17 protein-coding genes are annotated in these 19,367 nt (G+C 48.8%); 6 read left to right on the forward strand and 11 right to left on the reverse strand.

All coding sequences use genetic code 11. The features are described from left to right. Window positions 1-693 precede the first annotated feature (693 nt). The 6 genes from GF404_05610 to GF404_05635 are packed head-to-tail and all read left to right on the forward strand — an operon-like array spanning window position 694 to window position 10,211. The gene (locus GF404_05610; protein ID MBD3381658.1) at window positions 694-1,155 is read left to right on the forward strand and encodes an FHA domain-containing protein; all 462 of its coding nucleotides are present in this window, start codon (window positions 694-696) and stop codon (window positions 1,153-1,155) included. Next, window positions 1,146-3,389 (forward strand): FHA domain-containing protein, encoded by a 2,244-nt coding sequence (locus GF404_05615; protein ID MBD3381659.1) that lies wholly within the window; start codon window positions 1,146-1,148, stop codon window positions 3,387-3,389. The genes GF404_05610 and GF404_05615 overlap by 10 nt, the downstream gene beginning before the upstream one ends. A 10-nt stretch (window positions 3,390-3,399) precedes the next feature. Next, window positions 3,400-4,818 (forward strand): FHA domain-containing protein, encoded by a 1,419-nt coding sequence (locus tag GF404_05620; GenBank protein MBD3381660.1) that lies wholly within the window; start codon window positions 3,400-3,402, stop codon window positions 4,816-4,818. Continuing rightward, entirely contained in the window at window positions 4,815-7,475 is a 2,661-nt protein-coding gene (locus GF404_05625) for a PEGA domain-containing protein (GenBank protein MBD3381661.1), read from the forward strand. The genes GF404_05620 and GF404_05625 overlap by 4 nt, the downstream gene beginning before the upstream one ends. Next, complete coding sequence (locus GF404_05630) at window positions 7,475-8,806, forward strand: FHA domain-containing protein (GenBank protein ID MBD3381662.1); 1,332 nt, start codon at window positions 7,475-7,477, stop codon at window positions 8,804-8,806. Before GF404_05625 ends, GF404_05630 begins: the two co-directional genes overlap by 1 nt. 1 nt (window position 8,807) lies before the next feature. Further along, the gene (locus GF404_05635) at window positions 8,808-10,211 is read left to right on the forward strand and encodes a Stp1/IreP family PP2C-type Ser/Thr phosphatase (protein ID MBD3381663.1); all 1,404 of its coding nucleotides are present in this window, start codon (window positions 8,808-8,810) and stop codon (window positions 10,209-10,211) included. Between the two features lie 27 nt (window positions 10,212-10,238). Here the strand turns inward: GF404_05635 and rplS are convergent, their stop codons facing one another. From rplS to GF404_05690, 11 genes are all read right to left on the reverse strand, one after another. Then, entirely contained in the window at window positions 10,239-10,619 is a 381-nt protein-coding gene (rplS, locus tag GF404_05640; GenBank protein ID MBD3381664.1) for a 50S ribosomal protein L19, read from the reverse strand. Window positions 10,620-10,639: 20 nt separating this feature from the next. Beyond that, on the reverse strand, window positions 10,640-11,386 hold the full coding sequence (trmD, locus tag GF404_05645) for a tRNA (guanosine(37)-N1)-methyltransferase TrmD (GenBank protein MBD3381665.1): 747 nt from the start codon (window positions 11,384-11,386) through the stop codon (window positions 10,640-10,642). Next, window positions 11,383-11,901, reverse strand: coding sequence for a 16S rRNA processing protein RimM (rimM, locus tag GF404_05650; GenBank protein ID MBD3381666.1), 519 nt, complete (start codon window positions 11,899-11,901; stop codon window positions 11,383-11,385). The genes trmD and rimM overlap by 4 nt, the downstream gene beginning before the upstream one ends. A gap of 4 nt (window positions 11,902-11,905) precedes the next feature. Then, window positions 11,906-12,136 (reverse strand): KH domain-containing protein, encoded by a 231-nt coding sequence (locus tag GF404_05655; protein MBD3381667.1) that lies wholly within the window; start codon window positions 12,134-12,136, stop codon window positions 11,906-11,908. A gap of 35 nt (window positions 12,137-12,171) precedes the next feature. After that, window positions 12,172-12,591 carry a 30S ribosomal protein S16 gene (rpsP, locus tag GF404_05660; protein MBD3381668.1) on the reverse strand — a complete coding sequence of 140 codons (420 nt, stop codon included), beginning with the start codon at window positions 12,589-12,591 and terminating at the stop codon, window positions 12,172-12,174. A gap of 21 nt (window positions 12,592-12,612) precedes the next feature. Continuing rightward, window positions 12,613-13,926 (reverse strand): signal recognition particle protein, encoded by a 1,314-nt coding sequence (locus GF404_05665; GenBank protein ID MBD3381669.1) that lies wholly within the window; start codon window positions 13,924-13,926, stop codon window positions 12,613-12,615. Window positions 13,927-14,014: 88 nt separating this feature from the next. After that, window positions 14,015-14,674 (reverse strand): ribulose-phosphate 3-epimerase, encoded by a 660-nt coding sequence (rpe, locus tag GF404_05670; protein MBD3381670.1) that lies wholly within the window; start codon window positions 14,672-14,674, stop codon window positions 14,015-14,017. Further along, window positions 14,674-15,441 (reverse strand): PASTA domain-containing protein, encoded by a 768-nt coding sequence (locus tag GF404_05675; protein MBD3381671.1) that lies wholly within the window; start codon window positions 15,439-15,441, stop codon window positions 14,674-14,676. Before GF404_05675 ends, rpe begins: the two co-directional genes overlap by 1 nt. An 86-nt stretch (window positions 15,442-15,527) precedes the next feature. Further along, window positions 15,528-18,095, reverse strand: coding sequence for a TIGR03960 family B12-binding radical SAM protein (locus tag GF404_05680; protein ID MBD3381672.1), 2,568 nt, complete (start codon window positions 18,093-18,095; stop codon window positions 15,528-15,530). Between the two features lie 70 nt (window positions 18,096-18,165). Then, complete coding sequence (locus GF404_05685; protein ID MBD3381673.1) at window positions 18,166-18,360, reverse strand: hypothetical protein; 195 nt, start codon at window positions 18,358-18,360, stop codon at window positions 18,166-18,168. Window positions 18,361-18,485: 125 nt separating this feature from the next. Further along, window positions 18,486-19,361, reverse strand: coding sequence for a hypothetical protein (locus GF404_05690; protein ID MBD3381674.1), 876 nt, complete (start codon window positions 19,359-19,361; stop codon window positions 18,486-18,488). Between the last annotated feature and the right edge of the window lie 6 nt (window positions 19,362-19,367).

Here is a 19,367-nt window from a genome sequence, read left to right on the forward strand (position 1 = left end):
CCTGACCTCGGCATCGGATATTACATCCGAGGACCTCAATAACCTGATTATCTATCAATCCAAGGCATCCAATTCTCTAAAAAAGCTTCTGGCTCCGAAGGTGGCTGAAATACGATCGGAAATCGAGGGAGAACTGGAGGAATTCAAGGGCGAACGGTTGTCCATGGATGAGATCAAGATCTGGTCGAAGGAATTCCCTGAGGAGCTTATGGTCGATGAGGTGCGTTACAAGCTCGTCGATTGGATCGATATCCTAAATGATCAGTCAGAAAAAGATCACGAGTTCAAGCTGGGCGGGGTCAAAGAAGAGCTTCGCCAGAAACAGAACTTCTTCTTCCCCGATGGTACCCGGATGTCCGATCGGGGGCGATTGCACTGGGAAGGATTTGCGCAGTTCAAGATCAAGAATCTTAAACCGGAGCTCGATATTCTTATGATCCGTCGGATCGACTATGCTTACGGCGGACTTAAAACTGATATCGAAGTCGATGGCGAGAAAGTCGGTGTCTGGGAAATCTCCGGTAATGACCGTAAGTATCGCTGGCGCAATATGCCGTACATAATAAATGGGAAATTCATTACCAAAGAGGAAGTGGTTGTAAAACAGACGGCTATCTCAGCGGAACGTGATGTCAATATGTTCGGTTACTGGTTTTACCAGGCGATCGTATAACAATAATAAAAGGCAGGCAGATGAGACTAAATATTTTTGGAAAATTTTTTAGATTTGGACGAAAGGATGTTCCCAAAATGCCAAAGCGCGACAAGAAGAAATCTCAGGCTACGCGTGTTGTTGACGCGCGCGGCGCCGGACGAGGTAAGACCCGTGTGGTTGGTGTCGGCTCCACGGTGGAGGATCTGCCGGTTGTCGGCTGGCTGGTTATTATAAACGGTGAATTCAAGGGCCAGGATTATCGTCTCGATGATCGCAAGTACACGCTCGGCCCGACCGAAAACGAAGATATCGTCGTGCGTGACGATTATCTTTCTTCGCCCCATTGCGCCATCCGTTATGAAAACGGCAGTTTCTATATCAACGATCTCGGCTCTAAAAACAAGACCTATGTCAACGGCGAGGTACAGACCGAGTGGGAACTGATCGACAATGACCATATCAAGATCGGCAAGACCGAGATGATCTTCAAATGTCTCTAAGCAGGAGGGGGGATATGCATAAAGACTTCAGGCCCGTTTGGATTCTGCTTTTCTTATTGTTATTTTGCGCGCAGGCTTCCGCGATTAAAGTAGAGACCCAGCCGCGCATCAAACTACCTTCGGGTACCGGCGATACGGAGGTCTCCAATGTCAAGGCGATCTATGTCGGTCCCAAGGGAGAGATCTTTATCGGTTCGGCCCGCAACAACCGGGTCAAGGTCTATTCCTCCAACGGCCAGTACCTGCGCACCATCCCGTCCTCGGGCGACGATAATATCGACGTGCCCCAGGATATCGATATCGGCGTCGATGGCTCGATCTATGTCGTCGACCGTGACCGCGATGAGCTCAGTAAGTTCGATGAAAACGGTTTACGAATGGGTACTCTGGGCGGTGAAAAAGCATTTGATCGGCCGATGTCGGTCTCGGTGGCGCGCGATGGCAGGGTGTATGTGGCCGATAAAGACAAGGAATCGGTACAGATATTCAATCCCTCCGGGCAGAAACTGGGAAGTCTGCAGGGAGCCGGTTTCGATGAGCCGATTGCGGTCGATGTAGACCACCAGGGCAGAGTCTTTGTGCTCGATAAAAAACGCAAGTCGGTACAGGTCTTCAATTCTGACAATGAATTCCTCAAAGAAATCCGGATTGCCTACGCAGGTAAGGAAATCGACGAACCTGTCGATTTGTGTGTCAACCAGCATGGCGAGGTGCTGGTCCTCGACGAGGACGAGAAAGTGTTTTATTTTATGGCCGACTATGAGACCTCGGAATGGTCACGGCCGTATGGCGGAATGTTCGATAAGCCGATCTCAATCGATGTTGTTGGAAGAGATATCGTCTATGTCCTCGACAACAAGGACGAGATAATTTGGAAATTTAAGCTCTCCGAATTGCCTTCTCTGGTCAAAGAAAAGACAGTCAAGGAATCGATAGTCAAGAAAGCTGTGATCTCGACCAACATCGATGCTGAAGCCAATGTCTATGTCAACCGTTTGCTTCCCGATGATGACATGGTTGTCCTGTCGGTATTTGAAAACAATCGCAATATCGCCACAGGTTTGATCGCTGAAAACTTTACAAGGGTGGAAGTCGATGGTGAAGCGCTCGATGTGAAATCAGCGGAGGCATTGTTCTCTTCCGGTGAGATCGATTTTATCTTCATTCTTGGAACCGCTGAGCTTCGTGCTAACGAGCTGAGTGAAGTACGTGAAAAAATCACGACGGAGTTTTTAAGCAAGCTGGATGAGTCCCGTCACCGCGTGGCGTTTTTTACCTGTGCCGGTGATGTTGAGATGGCCTTGCCGTTGGAAAAATCTTTCTCAAAACAGAAATCAGCAGTAGAAAAGCTGGAGTTTGATGGCGATAAAGTGGTGCTCTATGATGGTATCTTGAGCGCATTATCGTACTACGATTCACTTCAAAGCGATACATATCCAATCTTCATAGTGTTCACTAACTCTGACGATAAATCCAGCCGCAACAGCTTTAATACACTCGAAAAGTACAAACGCTCGCATGGCCTTCCTCAGGTCTATACGCTGGTCTATGACGACAAAAAAGATCCTCAGATGCTTGAGGATCTCAAGAAGATCGCTGATTTTTCGGGCGGTTTCCTCTACTCTGCGGACAAGCGTGACATGATCTATTTTCTCTTCCGGCGGGCTGTCGCGCTCATCCGCGGTCAATACTGGCTGGCCTTAAACAACCTGCCCACGGAGGGTGAACTCACTGTCGATGTCGATGTCGATCTGGATGGAAACGTCCTGACAGAAACTCATCCGTATTCTGAACCGAGTGGTGAAGAAGTTGATATCAAGGGGAAATCGTTTTTTGAAAAATATGGCCTGATCCTTTTGATTATACTGCTGGTGATTATCCTGTTAATCATCATCATTATCATATTGAAGAAAGCTTCTGAGAAATCAAAGGCACCGATAGGCGAGGCACGGCTGGAAGTCAAGTCGGGCAGTGCATCCCAGAAAGAATACCGCCTGCGCAAAGGGGTTAATAAGATCGGATCCGCAAACGACAACGATATCGTCCTTCAGGTAGAGGGAATCTCTGGCCATCATGCAATAATCGAGTTTGCCGGCGGTAAATATACGCTTGTCGATTCCGATTCTACTAACGGGACCTATGTGAATCGTAATCGAATCGACCGGCGGATTTTGATCAACAATGATGTGATCAGTATTGCTTCTGTGGTTGATTTCGTGTTTAAAACCGGATAGGTGTGTGTAATTGCAGATTATTGTCGAGTTCATCTCCGGTGAAAACGTCGGCAGTCGCAAGAGGTTTTCCGGAGATTCGGTGCTGGTGGGAAGATCGGGAAATTGCGATCTGGTGCTTGATTCCGATGTCGTCTCTTACCAGCACTGCCGTATAAATATCAAAGGTGACGGGCTGTTTTTGACCGATCTGGGATCATCCAACGGCACTTATGTCAATGAATCTCCCCATGATAAGGGCTATATTGCCTTCGGTGACCTGGTTCGTTTCGGAGAAGGCGGTCCCGAGGTCAAGATTACCTATACCGATGAATCCGCGCAACCTGGCAAGCGTGCCAAAACCGAGATGGTTCAGCATGCTGACACAGTGCTTGTCCTGGAAGTCTCCGGGGATAAAACTTATCGTTATCCGCCCGGCAAGATAATTGTCGGAAGGGAAGTCGATTGCGACCTTCCCCTGGATCACCTGATGGTTTCCCGCGCTCATGCCGAAATCAATTTCCGTCCGCCCGAGCTGACTGTCCGTGACCTCAACTCCACCAATGGTACTTTCATCAATGGTAAAAAGATTGACAGCGCGCGTCTTACTGCCGGCGATGAAATCGTCTTCGGAGATAATGGTCCCGAAGTAACAGTCGATTTTGGAGGTGACGGCGCGGTTAGTATTAAAAAGAGCGGTCGCAAACTGGCTCTGGTCGCAGTCTTCGTGATTATCGCTTTGATAGTGGCAGGAGGATATTTTGCGCTTTACCGGCCCTACACGGAAAAGCAGGAGGTCGAGAAGAAATCTCTCAATGAATATGTCGCCTGGAGGCTGAAAGATCTTTCTGCCCAGATGGGCGATCCGCAGGACGAGATCCCCTTGATTTTTGTCGAAAGTGTAGCCGGTTATGTCGAAAAATTCACAGGCAATCTGCGCAACTGGTTTTCGCGCTCAATGGAACGTGCCCGGCCACAGCTCGGTATGGTCCGCAGGCTCCTGCGCGGTGCAGGTCTGCCAGAGCATTTCGCCTGGCTGGCGTTTGTCGAATCCGGTTATGATACGACGGTTACCTCCCATGCCGGCGCGCGTGGTTTGTGGCAGTTTATGCCCGCAACCGCGAGACAATTTGGTTTAAGAGTGGATGGGTCAGTCGATGAACGTATCTACCCTAAAAAATCGACACAAGCCGCTTGTAAATATATTAAACAGTTGTATAATTTGTATAACTCGTATATGCTGGCTATGGCCTCGTACAATACCGGGGAAGGCAGGGTAGCCCGTGCATTGCGCAGAATCGATGTGATCGGTGAAAATCGTTTCTGGTACCTGGTTAAAAGCGATATGCTTCACAACGAGACCATGGGGTATGTACCCAAGATCATGGCGGTGATGATTATCGCCACTGATCCCGAGAGGTTCGGCTTCGAGAACGAGGATAGCGAACGATGAGCCTGCGCAAGATAATCGACAACCAGTACGAAATCCTGAGGCGGATAAAAACCGGCGGTTTCGGCACGATCTATTACGGCTGGGATATTACGCTCGATCGACCTGTGGCTATCAAGGAGGTAGCACAGTCGCTTTTGGGTGATAAGCAGTACATGGATATGTTTGTCGATGAAGCGCTCAACACGGCCCGCTTGAACCATCCTAATATAGTCCAGATTTACAGCCTGCGCAGGACATCCGAGAACAACCTGTATATTATCATGCAGTTCGTCGAGGGTATTGACCTGCGTGACCTGATCGAATACTTCATTGAACGTGATGGCCGGGTGCCGGAGAACCTGGCTGTGTTTATTATTGGCGAGATCTGCAAGGCACTCGAGTACGCCCATAACCTCAAAGACCGCAGGACCGGTCAGTCCCTGAATATCGTGCACCGCGACATATCACCATCAAATATAATGCTGTCAGTCGAGGGCGCCGTCAATTTGATTGATTTCGGGATTGCCAAAGCGCGTCATCGGGTGGCCCAGAAAACCCAGACCGGATTTGTCAAGGGCAAGGTGGCATATCTTTCGCCTGAGCAACTGGAGGGCAGGGATGCTACCCGCCAGAGCGATATCTTCTCTCTGGGTACGGTTTTTTATGAACTTTTGACCGGATGCCAGGCGTTTGTGGGAGACTCCGATTTTTCGATCATGAAGAATATCATGTCAGGAAGGATCGATTTCAGCAGGTTAAATGATCAGGACCTCACCCCTGATTTACGCGAGATCGTCAAGAAGTCATTAGCGCGTGACACCGCAGATCGTTATAAAACTGCAAACGAGATGTATGTCGATTTATATGAACTGACCCGCAAGCATTATCCGGGTGAACCGATGTCCGACCTGTCAAGGCTCGTGCATGAAATTCATATCGGCGAGGACACTGTACCGGGAAGCGAACCCTCTCTTCCGCAGCCTGAGGACGAGAAGTCGGATCAGCAGAATATCAAGACACAGGTTCTCTCGGCCGGGGACAATCCGTTCGCCGAGATATCCGAGCCAGAGCAAAAACCAAAACCGGAACCAAAACCAAAACCGGAGCCTGAAGCTTCTGAGAGCGATCATCCCAAACAGAAGCCATCAGAAACACCTTCGCAACCCGGACCGGGCGAGGAAGCTAAAACACAGATTTTTAATTCCGAAGAGGCTCGCACAGTCGTTCACGACACCTCCAGCGCTGAAGCGCGCACAGTTATTCACGACACCTCACAAGCAGGAGCCAGATCCGGCCGCGGAGGGTTTAATTTCAATTCGATTGCCGCCAATTTTAAACGTATCGACAGCCGGGTCTGGATATATGCGGGCGGATCGCTGGGAGTCTTGATTTTAATCCTGATTTTAGCGCTGTTGCTTCGGGGGGGCGGTGAAAGCGGACCTGTGGGAGATTATCGTGTCTGGATCAACAGCGCGCCCGAAGGTGCCGAGGTCTATTTGAATGATGAACTCTATGGTAAGACACCGCTTCAACTGGTCGAACTCGAGGATGGCGAGTATGATCTGCGTCTTCTCCATCCGGAGGCAGATCCGATTGATACGCAATTTGTACTGACTGAAGGTTCAGAGGTGACTTTTCCAAATTTTGTCCTCACGAGAGAAGTCTATGTCAATTCGATTCCACAGGGGGCAGAAGTTTATGTCAATTCCAGAGAAACCGATCTGATCACTCCAGCGCTTGTCGATGTGCCGATTATGGACAGCGTTAACATCAGGCTCGAGCATGAAAACAGTAAATATCCGGTCAAGCTTGCCGGTTTTGAGATCGAAAGCGGTGAATTTCAGGCGGATGATGACTATATATGGGAAAAGCAGTTTAACGAAGATGATGAACGCTGGGAACTGACCGGGCGATTCTTAAAAGAGATCACGATTTCATCCAAACCACAGGGCGCGGATGTCTTGATAGATGGGCGCGAAACCCCGATTGGACAAACACCGGGCAAGATGATGATCCCGTTCGGATCGTCAAAACTGACCCTGGTAAAAGCAGGTTTTGAAACCAAGGTCAGAACCGTCAACATCGCTTCGGATTTTAAGGGCTCATTGTTTTACGAGATGTTTCGCCAGGTAAAAATCAGCGCGGTTGATAAGAGTGATCCCGATGGTCCCGATCTGAAAGCGACTGTCTACAAGATCGAAAGCGAAGGCAAGGTCTCACAGGTCAATGAGAAAACACCCTCTCAGATGCTTCTTTCCGGGGTCGAGCACAGGATCTACCTGGCTAAAGACGGCTACCGTGATACGAGCCTGATTATCGGGGTCAACCAGAATGAGCTGGTGGCGAAGATGACTTCCAAAAGCGAAACTCAAGCGTCCGATCAACCAGTTGTCAGAAAACCAGAGGAAGATAAGGACAAGGCGCAATTACTGTTTATCTTTACCGATAGAAAAAGCAAGGAGCCCCTTGAAGGTGTCGATGTCGTGGCGGAAGAAAAGGATACTCGCGAACGGATTTTGCTGGGTAGTACTAATTCGGAGGGACGTCTCGAAGTCAGGCTGGCGGAAGGTAAATACAAGTTTATCGCCAACAAAGACGGCTACCGCGAATGGGATGATGGTGAAAAAATCAGTAAAGGGAAAAATTATAAATACAAAAAGAAGCTGAGAAGAGATTAATGCCGAAGATAATTTTGCAAAAAGACGGCAGTATAGTCAACACTTTTGATTTTCCCGGTCGCGAGGAAATCAGTGTCGGGAGCTCATCCGGTTGTGATGTCCCGATAGAAGATCCCGCTCTGGCATCGGAGCAGGCCAAAATAATATTGCGAAAGGATGGTTTCTACCTCCAGCTCGTGACCCATATACCAGCGGTCTTTGTGACTGGCGAAAGAGTCGAGGGGGAGGTTAAGCTCGAGGATGGCGATACGATCAATATCGAGGAATACGATCTGGTCCTCAATGTCCTTGATGATGAGCTGGAGAAGATCGCTGACGCAGAACCCCGCCAGGAAAAACCGGTAGAAACAGAAGAACAAGAAAAGACGGAAGATTCCCAAAAGTCTGATGAAGAGATTTCGATTGAAAAAGATGAATTGAAACCTGATAAGTTAGAAGAAAAACCGGCAGAAGATCAAGTTGAATCCTCAACTGAGAAAGTCCCTGAAACAGGACCTGAGGAAACAGCCGAAGTTAAACAGGATGAGGATGGGCCGGATGTCCCGGATGAGAAAGTACGGGTTGAGAAAACCGAGGAGTATCATACTCCGGAAGAGCCGGCGAAAAGCGAGGATGAGCCAGATAAAGTAGAAAAAGCGGTCGATAAAGCTATTGAAAAGGAAGAACCGCGCAAACCGACTCTTGAACCACGCAAACCGACGATCGCTCCGCAAAAACAGGAACAGCCGATCGAGTCGGCAGAAAAAGTATCTGATGCGCCTGCTGAATCCGCTCACAAGACCAAGGTGCTGGATGCCGGGGATACCCCCGATGAGTCTGCTCATAAGAAACCTGAACCACAGCCTTTGAAACCTGATGAGGAAGATATGTGGCTGGTGGTGATCTCCGGACCATTACAGGATCACAGGTTCAAGCTGATTAAGGGGCCTAACAGAATTGGCCGAGACCGCCAGAAAAATGATATAATCGTCCGCCTTGACCGCAAGGGTGAAGTTGACACCTCGATCTCGCGAGAACACGCGGTTGTCGACTACACGGATGGAGTTTTCTACCTGAGCGATACAAAAAGCCAGATGCGTACTAAACTCAACGATCGTACGATCTCCACCGATGAGGTCCTTCCACTCAAGGAGGGCGACCTGATCGAGATATCCTCGGTGCGCGAGAGCACAGTATTCAAATTGGTGTCCGAGAAAAACATCGATGCTCCGGTAGCAAAGATAAAAATTGACGCGATTTCACCGGAGAAGTTACAGCGGTATCTGCCGTATATACTTGTCGGCGTGGGATTGCTGGTGATAATATTGATATTAATTTTGATTCTAAAGTGATATTGCCGTGAAAATTGAATTTACCGCATTGACCGATGTCGGTCGGGTCAGGGAACTGAACGAAGATAATTTCAGGCTTTTGCCGGAAAATGATCTGGCAGTTGTTTGCGATGGAATGGGTGGGCATGCGGCCGGGGAAGTTGCTTCCGAGCTGGCAGTTGAGACAATTGGAGATGTGATCGCGGATTCATCTCAGTTGACTGATCCCCCGGATTCTCTGAAACTCGATAAAGGATTTTCGAAGTCCGGCCGTAAGATGGTGCACGCGATTCGCCTGGCCAGTCGCAGAATTTATCTCAAGTCTGTGCGCAATGAGGAGATGCGGGGGATGGGTACCACGGTTGTCACCACTCTATTCGAGAACGATAGCGTGATTATCTGTCATGTCGGAGACAGCAGGGTATACAGGTTCCGCAACGGCAATCTCGAACAACTCACCATGGATCATTCCTGGGTCAATGAACTGATCAACTCGAAACAATTAACTGAAGAAGAATCCAAGAGTTTTGTGTCCAAGAACGTGATCACCCGCGCGCTGGGGACAAGAGAAGATGTCAAGGTGGATATTCGTCAGGACAATACCTGCGATGGAGATATCTACCTGCTCTGTTCTGATGGTTTATGCGGATTCGTTTCCGATGGAGATATTCTCGCGGTCATGTCAGACAACGGTCTCTCATTGGATCAGATGGCGCAAAAGCTTGTTGACATGGCCAACCAGGCGGGAGGTGAGGACAATATTACAGTTGCCCTGGCGAGGATTACTGATCATGTTAACTGTGATGAAATCGACAAAAACTTCTCCCGCCAGACGGTCGATGTCGAATCTGATGCTGAACTGGAACATGAAAACGACGTCATTAAGAAGCTTTTCGATTCCAATCGATCTTCAGGAGAGCAAGTGACCGCGCGTGTGGATACAAGGCCTCTTAAGGTCCCGTCGAGAAGACGTTTTCGGTTTGGATGGCTTTTACTCGTCTTGATTCTGATTGCCGGTGGGGTGGGTGCATGGGCTTACCTGAATGATTACAGGGACTTTCAATATACTGTCGATGGGTGGATAGATGATGTCCGGCAGGTGATTTCCGGTCAAGAGGAACAAAAACCTGCACCTTCCGAAATTGTCGATGTGCCCCGCGGGACCGCCTACCTCAGGATCGGGGACTTTCCGGATTCACTTCTGGGGTTAATCCTGTACGTCGATATGGTTCCACAGGGGTCGGTAAGACAGTATTTGAGTGAACGTCTGGGTCTCGATCCGGGAATGCATACACTTCAACTCAAAGACGGGAATGACTCGCTTTATGCCAGCCTGAGGCAGGTTTTCGACAGCGGACAGGTCTTTCTCGACTACTCTGATTTTAATTTTGTGCAACAAAAAAGCCCGCCTGAATTCGTGGAATAGACGGGCTTAAAATCAATCTGTAAACAGCTATTTTTTCGCGCCTTTTTTCCCCTTGGGAGCTTTATCTTCTTTTTTCTCGGCGATGCGGGCCTGTTTACCGGTCAGGTTGCGCAGATAGTACAATTTGGCACGGCGCACTCTTCCGCGACGGGTCCGCTCAATTTTGGTCACGTTGGGTGAATGAAGCGGGAACACTCTTTCGACCGCAACACCCGAGGAAACCTTGCGAACAGTGAATGATTCATTTAATCCGCTGCCACGCTTTTTGATAACCGTTCCCTGGAATATCTGGATTCTTTCCTTGTCGCCCTCTTTGATACGCACATGAACTTTAACCGTATCGCCGGGGGAGAACCGGGAGACTTTCGGTTTTTTATATTCACTCTCTATCTTCGACAATAAATCCATAGCAGACCTCCAACAGTATATTAGAAATTGTTTTCTTCCTGTTTTATTTCGTCTAATAATTTCTCATCTTCAGCGTTCAACTCGACCTTTTCCAGAATCTCGGGTCGCTGTAACAATGTCTTTCTCAAAGCCTCTTTGCGCCTGAATACCCGGATCTTTTCATGATGACCGGAAACCAGCACCTCCGGAACTTTCAGGTCGCGGTAAACCTGGGGCTGGGTGTAGACCGGGTAACCCAGTATATCCCAGCTGTAAGAGTCATCTTCGGCCGCCTCGAGTTTGCCCATATAGCCCGGCTTCAATCGGCTGACCGCCTCGGTTATCACCAGGGCCGCAACCTCCCCGCCGGAGAGGACATAATCGCCGATAGAAACTTCCTCTATCGGGTAGAGCTTCTTGAGACGTTCATCGACTCCCTTATATCTTCCGCAGATTATAATCAAAAATTCTTCCCGCGCCAGCTTTTCCGCAAATTTTTGGTCAAATTTTTTTCCTGAAGCTGATGTCAGCATAATCCTGGCCCGATTCTTATCTCCTGTTTTTAGCAGTTGACTTAAAGCCATATCGATCGGTTCCGGTTTCATGACCATTCCGGCGCCACCTCCGAACGGGGTGTCATCGACCGTTTTATGCTTGTCGGTTGCGAAGTCGCGGATGTCGATCGTGTCGATTTCTATGATTCCAGCCTCACGTGCCTTGCCCAGAAGGCTGGCCTTGACCGCGTTTTCGATGATCTCCGGAAAAATGGTCAGGATTTCGAATTTCATTCAGCTTCAAATTCCATTCCGGGAAGAAGGACTACCTCCATTCGATCGTTTTCAATATCGACTTTTTTTATTGTCTCGCTGATGAACGGGATCAACATCCGGCCTTTATCGGATTTGACGACTATTATATCGCCGGCGGGATACTCCCAGACATCGCTGATTTTACCGATTTTTTCAGCCCCAGCATCGAACACCTCCAGACCGACTAATTGAAAATGATAGTAATTTCCCTCTGGAAGTTCGAACGTTTCGCTGGCGTCGATCTGCAAATAAGTGTTTCTGAGCCTGGCGGCTTCTTCTCTGTCGGAAATCTCCTTAAATTTAATCAGGACCCGACCGGAGTGCGGTCTGACCGCTTCGACGGTCAGGTCCAGATCTATTCTGGGGCCCGAAATATTAACTTTGCCAAGTTGCTTGAATCTCTGGGTGAAACGGGTCAGTGGTTGTGCTACCACCTCCCCTTTTACGCCCCAGGATTTATTTATCAGCGCTATGGCAACCTTTTCTTCGGGCACGGCACTATTCTAATATTTCCAGAACGGCACGCTGGCCTTTTTTGGCGCTGATTGCCGCGATCAGTGTCCTGATAGATTTGGCGGTCTGGCCTTTTTTACCAATAACTTTGCCCAGGTCCCCGGGACCTACTCTGAGTTCGTAAACAGTAGTCTTGGAGCCCTGAACCTCAGTCAGGCGAACCTCATCAGGCTGGTCAACCAGATGCTTTACGATGGTTTCAATGAACTCTTTCACAGTACACTCCCTTGCAATGAGTGGGAAGATTGGTTCTACTCCTCTTTAGCCTCTTCAGTTTCGGCTGATTTTCCTTCTTCAGCTTTAGCTTCAGCTTCTTCTTCGGATGCACTGGCTTTCTTGGCACGCCTGGTTCTCTTCTTGCGTTCCTCAATGGTGTCCTTGACCTGGATATCATCACCGGATTCTCCAGCTTTGATCTTTTCCCATTTGTCCAGCACATTAATTTTTTTAAACAGAGTCGCAACCGTCTCTGTCATCTGAGCACCGTTTTGGAGCCATTTGAATACCTTGTCTTCCTGAACCACCACTTTGGCAGGTTTTTCAATCGGATTGTAATAACCAAGAATCTCAATAAACCGTCCATCACGCGGAGACCTGCTGTCAGCGGCAACAAAACGATAAAACGGCCTCTTCTTCGCTCCCATTCTCCTCAAGCGTATGCGTACAGCCAAAAAACAACCTCCTTAAATAGATTAAAACAATCCCTTAGCAAAATCTTTCATCTGCCCGCGGGAAAACTTTTTTATCATTTTTTGCATCATATTGAACTGTTTCATCAAGCGGTTCACATCAACCACGCTGTTGCCGGACCCCTCGGCTATCCGCTTGCGACGGGAACCATCGAGGATATCGGGTTTACGGCGCTCTTCAGGTGTCATCGACTGGATGATGGCCTCGACCCGTTTCATGGCGGAATCATCGACGTTGATCCCTTTCAGGGCATTGCCGACACCTGGAAGCATACCGACCAGAGATTCCAGTGGCCCCATCTTTTTCAACTGCTGTAACTGGTTATAAAAATCTTCGAGTGTAAATGTTTCCTTGCGAAGCTTTTTTTCCAGCTTTTCTGCCTCTTTGGCGTCCATTGTCGCCTGGGCTTTTTCAACCAGCGTGATGACATCGCCCATTCCCAGAATACGCGAAGCCATGCGGTCGGGATGAAAGACCTCCAGGTCGCTCAGTTTCTCGCCCACACCGACCATTTTTATCGGCTTACCGGTGACCTGCTTGATCGACAGGGCGGCACCGCCACGGGCATCGCCATCCATCTTAGTCAAAAGCACACCGCTCAGATCGAGTCGGCTGTTGAATTCGCTGGCGATATTGACTGCATCCTGCCCGGTCATGGCATCAGCAATCAAAAGCACCTCATCGGGATCGATTTCTTGTTTTATGTTCTCGAGTTCCTCCATCAGGGCATCGTCAATATGCAACCTTCCGGCAGTATCGACGATCAGGACATCATGGTTGTTATCCCGGGCGGCCTTCAGCGCCTTTTTGGCCATCTCAGGAGGCTTGACATCTTCGTGAAACACGGGAATCTCGATCGATTTTCCGAGAGTTTTGAGCTGATCGACAGCGGCCGGCCGGTAAACATCAGCGGCCACTAAAAGCGGTGACTTGTTTTTCTGGCGAAAATGCAGTGCCAGTTTACCACACATAGTCGTTTTACCGGAACCCTGCAAGCCTACCAGCACGATCACTGTGGGGGGCGCGGAAGATATCCTGATCGGATCCGACTCACCCCCGAGTATCTCGACCAGCTTGTCGTGCACGATCTTGATGATCTGTTGGCCGGGTGAAATCGATTGCAGTACTTCTGCGCCGAGCGCTTCTTCGGTCACGGATTTTACGAATTTTTTGACAACCCGGAAATTGACATCGGCTTCCAGAAGCGCCAAACGGACTTCTTTCAAGGCGTCCTTGACATTCTTTTCGTTCAGCTTGCCATGGCCGCGAAGTTTTTTAAAGACCGATTCTAATTTGTCACTCAACTCATTGAACATAAAAAAATATCCTTCAAGACAAACCAGAAATATATTACATATTTTCGGTTTGGCAAGCGATTTTTAATATAATGCGGGGAGCGTTTAATTAGTTTTCGGCTTTGAGCGCCTTGATCTTACGTGTAAAATCCGCATAATCGCCCGATTTGTAGAAGGCCGATCCTGCTACCAGTACATCGGCACCGGCTTCTATCACCCGGGGCGCTGTTTTCAATCCGATACCGCCGTCGACCTGGATTTCAATCGACAGATTGTGAGAATCGATATATTCACGAGCCTGGCGGATTTTGGGAACTACATCGCGCTTAAACTTCTGACCTGCAAAACCGGGATGAACCGTCATGATCAAAAGCAGGTCACAGTATTGAAGCGGTTCGAATACCGCCTCAAATGCGGTGTGGGGATTGATCGAAAGCCCGGCTTTTTTGCCCAGCGACCGGATTTTCTTCAAAAGCGGGATTGTATCCATTTCAATTTCATAATGGATCGTGATCAGGTCGCTACCCGCTTCTGCGTAGATTTCGAGATATTTATCAGGATTGGAAATCATCAGGTGTGAATCCAAAAACAGGTCGGTTCTGGAGTCGACATACTTGATGATATCCGGTCCGAAGCTGATATTGGGCACCATGTGCCCGTCCATGATATCCAGGTGAATCCAGTCGCAACCGGATTTTTCAGTCAGCCTGATCTCATCTTCGAGATGGCCGAAATCGGCCGCCAGTATCGAGGGTGACAATTTGATCATCATTCTCCCGAGGGTACCACCACCAGAATCTGTGCCGAATCAAAGCGGACACGAGTTCCGGGTGGAGGATTCTGATAAGTTACGATTTTGGGTAACAGAAGCGGGTTGGTGACATATTCGATACGCGGTTCATTGAAACCCAGGCTGTCGAGCATCTCCCGCGCCTCCGCCAGGGGTTTGCCCAGGAGTTTGGGTATATAACCCTCTTCTTCAGTCGTTCCTCGATTTATATACAGATCAACTCCCGAGCCTTTTGGCACCAGTGCGCCGGCCGGGGGTATAGTGTAAGAGATTACATCCCGGGCCAGGGTGTCAGTTTCAGTCCAGTAGTAGTTCTTAACTTTGAGACCGTTTTCAGGCAACTTCAGTTCCGCCTGGCGAATCGAGAAACGGCTCAGGTCCGGGACCTCACTCATAGATACCCCGGAGGAGACTATCACCTTGACTTCACGATTTTCCTTGATCATCGTGCCGGCTTTGGGCACCTGCGAAAGCACCGTTCCTTCCGGGATGTTGGGTGAGGGTTGTTCGCCCCGGATCACCACCTGGAATTCATAAGCTTCCGCCAGACGCAGGGCTTCATCGTACGATTTGTTCAGCAGGTTGGGAAGTGGAAACTCGGTGCCGTGGCGGGTATATACCGGCATGAACACGTGGTCGAAAAGCAGGAACATGACCATGAAAAAAGCCAGAAAGACCGCTCCATACTTGATGATTGTCCAGAGCGGTTTGAGCTTCTGCAGCTTATCTGATAATTCTAAGTCCATAACCTCATTGCTACTCCAAAAATGTTATACAGCCAATAAATGCAGGGAGTCCAAATTTTCAACAATAAACTGAGAATTAGATTGTCTCAGAGCAGTTCAAATGGATCGAACCGTCTGCCATCCTCGAGACGGAACATATTTTTGCGATGAATCGTGAAGCCCATGATCTCCTCTGTATTGAAACCGTAGCCGAATTCGAGAACTTCCTGAACCTTGACGAAACCAAGGTCGGCCATGGCGGTTTCTAATGTTAACAGGGTACTGGCTTCAGAAATTTTCTCGGCTTTAAGGTCGATAATTCCCCGGCGAATGTCTAATTCCTGCTGGCCGCTTTTAGTCTCACGCTGAATAGTAATTACGTCAGCGGTCAGGATCCGATCGGTTTTAAGAAGCAATTCATCAACAGGACGATCGACCTTGATCTGGTAGACTGCCAGGTTCAACTGTGAAGACAACGATGTCGCTTTGCCAAAGACGGTCTTACTCTCATAGAGCTGAAAATCAGGTGGGAATTTTCGGGACAATTTTTCGAGCATATAGTTCTGGGCCGGGACTTCAAGCTGGATATCCAGGTATTCAGCTTCGGAGGTAAATCCAAGCGCCAGCGGGGGACCATAACTCAGCTTCGGATGGGGTTTATGGCCCTGGGAATATGCAAGGGGCAGGTTGGCGCGCCGGAGTGCTCGTTCAATCGCGCGCATATTGTCGAGATGTGACAAAAACCTCGAGGGGCCGCTTCGCCCCCAGCGTATCCTGAGCCTGCTCTGCGGGACGGTTTTATCGGCCTGTGGCTTGAGGGCTTTGGGAGCCCGCCCGTAGCTGATACCGGAAGCTGAGGAGGCGTTCTCTGCTGATACTTTTTCCCCGCTTTGATTGTTATCGCGGTCGAGCGAGGTTACAACATCTGTCAAACCCCGCGAAACAGTCAGTTGTTTTATCAATGTCTCTTTGGATAAGCCTTTTTCGATATGATCCCAGGGCAGAGGTTGTGAAGTCGATTTCGCATTGAGATACATACACGGGTCAATCTGCTCATCTTCAAAAGCTTTCTGCCAGGTCTCGAATTGAAATGACTCGCTCCAGCCATCCATTTTCGCTCCCATACGGTAGGCCCGCAGGATAACTTTTCCGAGCCGTCGGTCACCCCGTCCCAGGACTCCCTCGAGCCAGGTGATATGAGGATCGTGAAATTTAAGGTTTACGTTTCTTCCGCGGATGGTCTTCTTCAACAGCCTCTGCTTCTCATAGATCTCGTCGATCTCGGCCTGCCGTTCCCACTGCCAGGGAGTATGTGGTTTGGGACAGAAGGGGGATAGGGTGACATTGATGTTGCGTCGACCTTTGAATTTTCGGGAGATACGTGAGAGCTTGTTGAGCAGGTCGGTAATAGCCGTCAGGTCTTCATCGGTTTCAGTTGGCAGTCCAATCATGAAGTACAGCTTGATCGTCATCCAGCCTTTGTTGAAAGCTTCCGTCAAGACGTCGACCAAAACTTCTTCTCTCAGCGGTTTATTGATCACTTTGCGTAAACGATCGGTACCTGCTTCAGGCGCGAACGTCAGCCCGGTCTTGCGATTAGAAGTGACAAGTTCGGCCAGTTCTAACGACATACTCGAGATGCGCAAAGATGGTAGCGAGATAGTAATGCGATTCTTTTTGAGCCGTTTGGCAAGTCGTGCCACAAGCGTTTCTATATCGCGGTAGTCTCCCGACGATAGTGATAGCAGAGTGACCTCGTTGTAACCGCTGTTGGCAAGATTAACTTCGACCTGTCGTACGATGTCATCGACTTTACGCCTGCGGGCCGGTCGATATATAACCGTGGCCTGGCAAAACCTGCAGGCATGACCGCATCCGCGCATGATTTCTACTGCCAGGCGGTCATGGGCGACTTCGACCGCGGGGACCAGGGGAGTGGCGGGATAAAAATCGTCCTTTAACTTTTCGACAGTACGAGCTTTGATTTTCGCAGGTGCTCCCTGCCTGATAACTTCCAGCCCGGCAAATTTACCGTCCTGGTCATAGTGTGCTGAATAGTACGAAGGGACGTAAACACCTTCGATTTGTGATAATTCGAAGAGTTTCTCTGATCTGTTTTTGTCACGGTTTGTTTTCAGACAATCGATGATTTCCGTAATCGCTTCTTCGGCATCACCGAGGAAAAAGAAATCGGCGAAGTCGGCCATCGGCTCCGGATTAAAGGCGCATCCACCACCGATCACAACCAGCGGATCGTTCTCATTTCGTTCAGGCGAGGTCAGAGGAATACCAGCCAGGTCAAGCATGGCGAGTATATTAGTTAAAGTCAATTCGGTAGCGGCGTTAAATCCGAGCAGATCAAACTCTTTAACAGGACGCTTGGATTCGAGCGAAAAAAGCGGTATATGCTTTTCGGTCATCAGCTCAAAAACATCCTCGGTCACCGCAAAAACCCTCTCGGCTTGCCCGTTGGGTCTGCTGTTGATTATATGGTATAGAATCGATAAACCGAGATTCGACATCCCCAGGTCATACAAATCCGGATATGCCAGCGCGACCGAGATTTTATCATCACCGTTCGGCTCGACTGCGCCCAATTCGTTGCCTATAAGCCTTCCCGGCTTGAGTATATACGGGAGAAGCTCTGTGTCTATGCGTGTTTTGAGGTTTTCCAATGTATTATATAATAAAAGAAAACCAAGAGTTTACCCCTTGGTTTTAAAAATTAAATCTGACTCGTTCAGTCTAAGCAAAAACCTCTTTTTCATTGCATTTGCAGAGACCGATGTTTTCATGTTTGAACTTATAGCCTTTGCCGTCGGGTCGCTCGACCGATTTCACGATCATAATGTTTTCAACTTCCGACTCGCAAACGGAACAAAACTTGGCCCGTTGCTTTTTCTTCTTGGCTTTATCTGCAAAGGTCTGTTTCTTTGCCATAATAATCCTCCTTAATTCGCTCTTTTATATAATCATTTTCGGATGATTGTCAATAGTTTTTAATCACGACCCGTCACCGGTTGATTTTGTGATCAATTCGATCTGGTGCCGAATTGTAATAATTATTAATCTTCAGCAATAGAATACATCAACCCGCTCAGCCAGAAATCGGTTTTTGAGCTGTCCGGATCAGCCAGGGTTTCATAATCATAAACCTCCACGCCGGCGTAGAAAAACGGTTTGTCGAGCGGATTGGAGGAAATTCTCCAGCTCGCGCGATAGGTGTTGTTAGATCCTGAAAGTTTGTTCATTTCGATACGCTCGGGCGTGCCGTCCTCGTTGATTGTAAGGAAAGCGATATCATCGGGACCGCCGGTATAAGTGACTGATATCAGGTCGCGTTCATTGAATTCAACAAATTCCGAAAGCAGGATAACATCCTGATCAGCGATGATCTCACCTTTTTCCTGCGAAGTCCAGCTAAGGATCGGAAACGGCCGTACCAGATCGAAGCGCCTTGTTGTGCCCCAGAACAGCCAACCGCGATAGGTTCCGCCAGAGGAACCGAGCTGGAGCAGGTAATGGTTTTTATAAGCCTCATCGAGGTCGGTAACCAGTTGTTTGGTGGCCACGACGCTGTCCAGATTGCTCAGCCAAAGCGTATAATAGAGCTCATAATGAGATTCGGCCTCGGCTTCCCGCGCCAGCAGGTTGTTGACAGTAACCGCATCGCCCAGAAAGACTTCAAATGACGTCACTCCGGAATCGAGGATAAGCGCGAATCTGCGTGTCTGGAAATCGCCATCCAGGGCAGGATAAAATGTTAAAGTGTCGGGAGAAATAAAATCCGGATCGTTTGTAACCAGGGCATCCTCGTCCTGTTGCAACAGTTCGACAATTGCATCCGGGTTAGTCACCGGTGTATCCCCTTTTTTGTCGCAACCTGACAAAAACATTCCCATAACCAGTAAGTTTATCGATAAAAAAAGCTTACGAATCATAGTCAC

It is taken from the genome of Candidatus Zixiibacteriota bacterium (assembly GCA_014728145.1).
Lineage (GTDB): Bacteria > Zixibacteria > MSB-5A5 > JAABVY01 > JAABVY01 > WJMC01.

Coding starts and splice junctions, on each gene's coding strand:
- GF404_05685 (MBD3381673.1), bottom strand. CDS start 18,360: ATGGCAAAGAAACAGACCTTTGCAGATAAAGCCAAGAAGAAAAAGCAA.
- GF404_05610 (MBD3381658.1), top strand. CDS start 694: ATGAGACTAAATATTTTTGGAAAATTTTTTAGATTTGGACGAAAGGAT.
- GF404_05615 (MBD3381659.1), top strand. CDS start 1,146: ATGTCTCTAAGCAGGAGGGGGGATATGCATAAAGACTTCAGGCCCGTT.
- GF404_05630 (MBD3381662.1), top strand. CDS start 7,475: ATGCCGAAGATAATTTTGCAAAAAGACGGCAGTATAGTCAACACTTTT.
- GF404_05690 (MBD3381674.1), bottom strand. CDS start 19,361: ATGATTCGTAAGCTTTTTTTATCGATAAACTTACTGGTTATGGGAATG.
- rplS (MBD3381664.1), bottom strand. CDS start 10,619: ATGGATTTATTGTCGAAGATAGAGAGTGAATATAAAAAACCGAAAGTC.
- GF404_05675 (MBD3381671.1), bottom strand. CDS start 15,441: ATGGACTTAGAATTATCAGATAAGCTGCAGAAGCTCAAACCGCTCTGG.
- GF404_05625 (MBD3381661.1), top strand. CDS start 4,815: ATGAGCCTGCGCAAGATAATCGACAACCAGTACGAAATCCTGAGGCGG.
- GF404_05665 (MBD3381669.1), bottom strand. CDS start 13,926: ATGTTCAATGAGTTGAGTGACAAATTAGAATCGGTCTTTAAAAAACTT.
- trmD (MBD3381665.1), bottom strand. CDS start 11,386: ATGAAATTCGAAATCCTGACCATTTTTCCGGAGATCATCGAAAACGCG.
- rpe (MBD3381670.1), bottom strand. CDS start 14,674: ATGATCAAATTGTCACCCTCGATACTGGCGGCCGATTTCGGCCATCTC.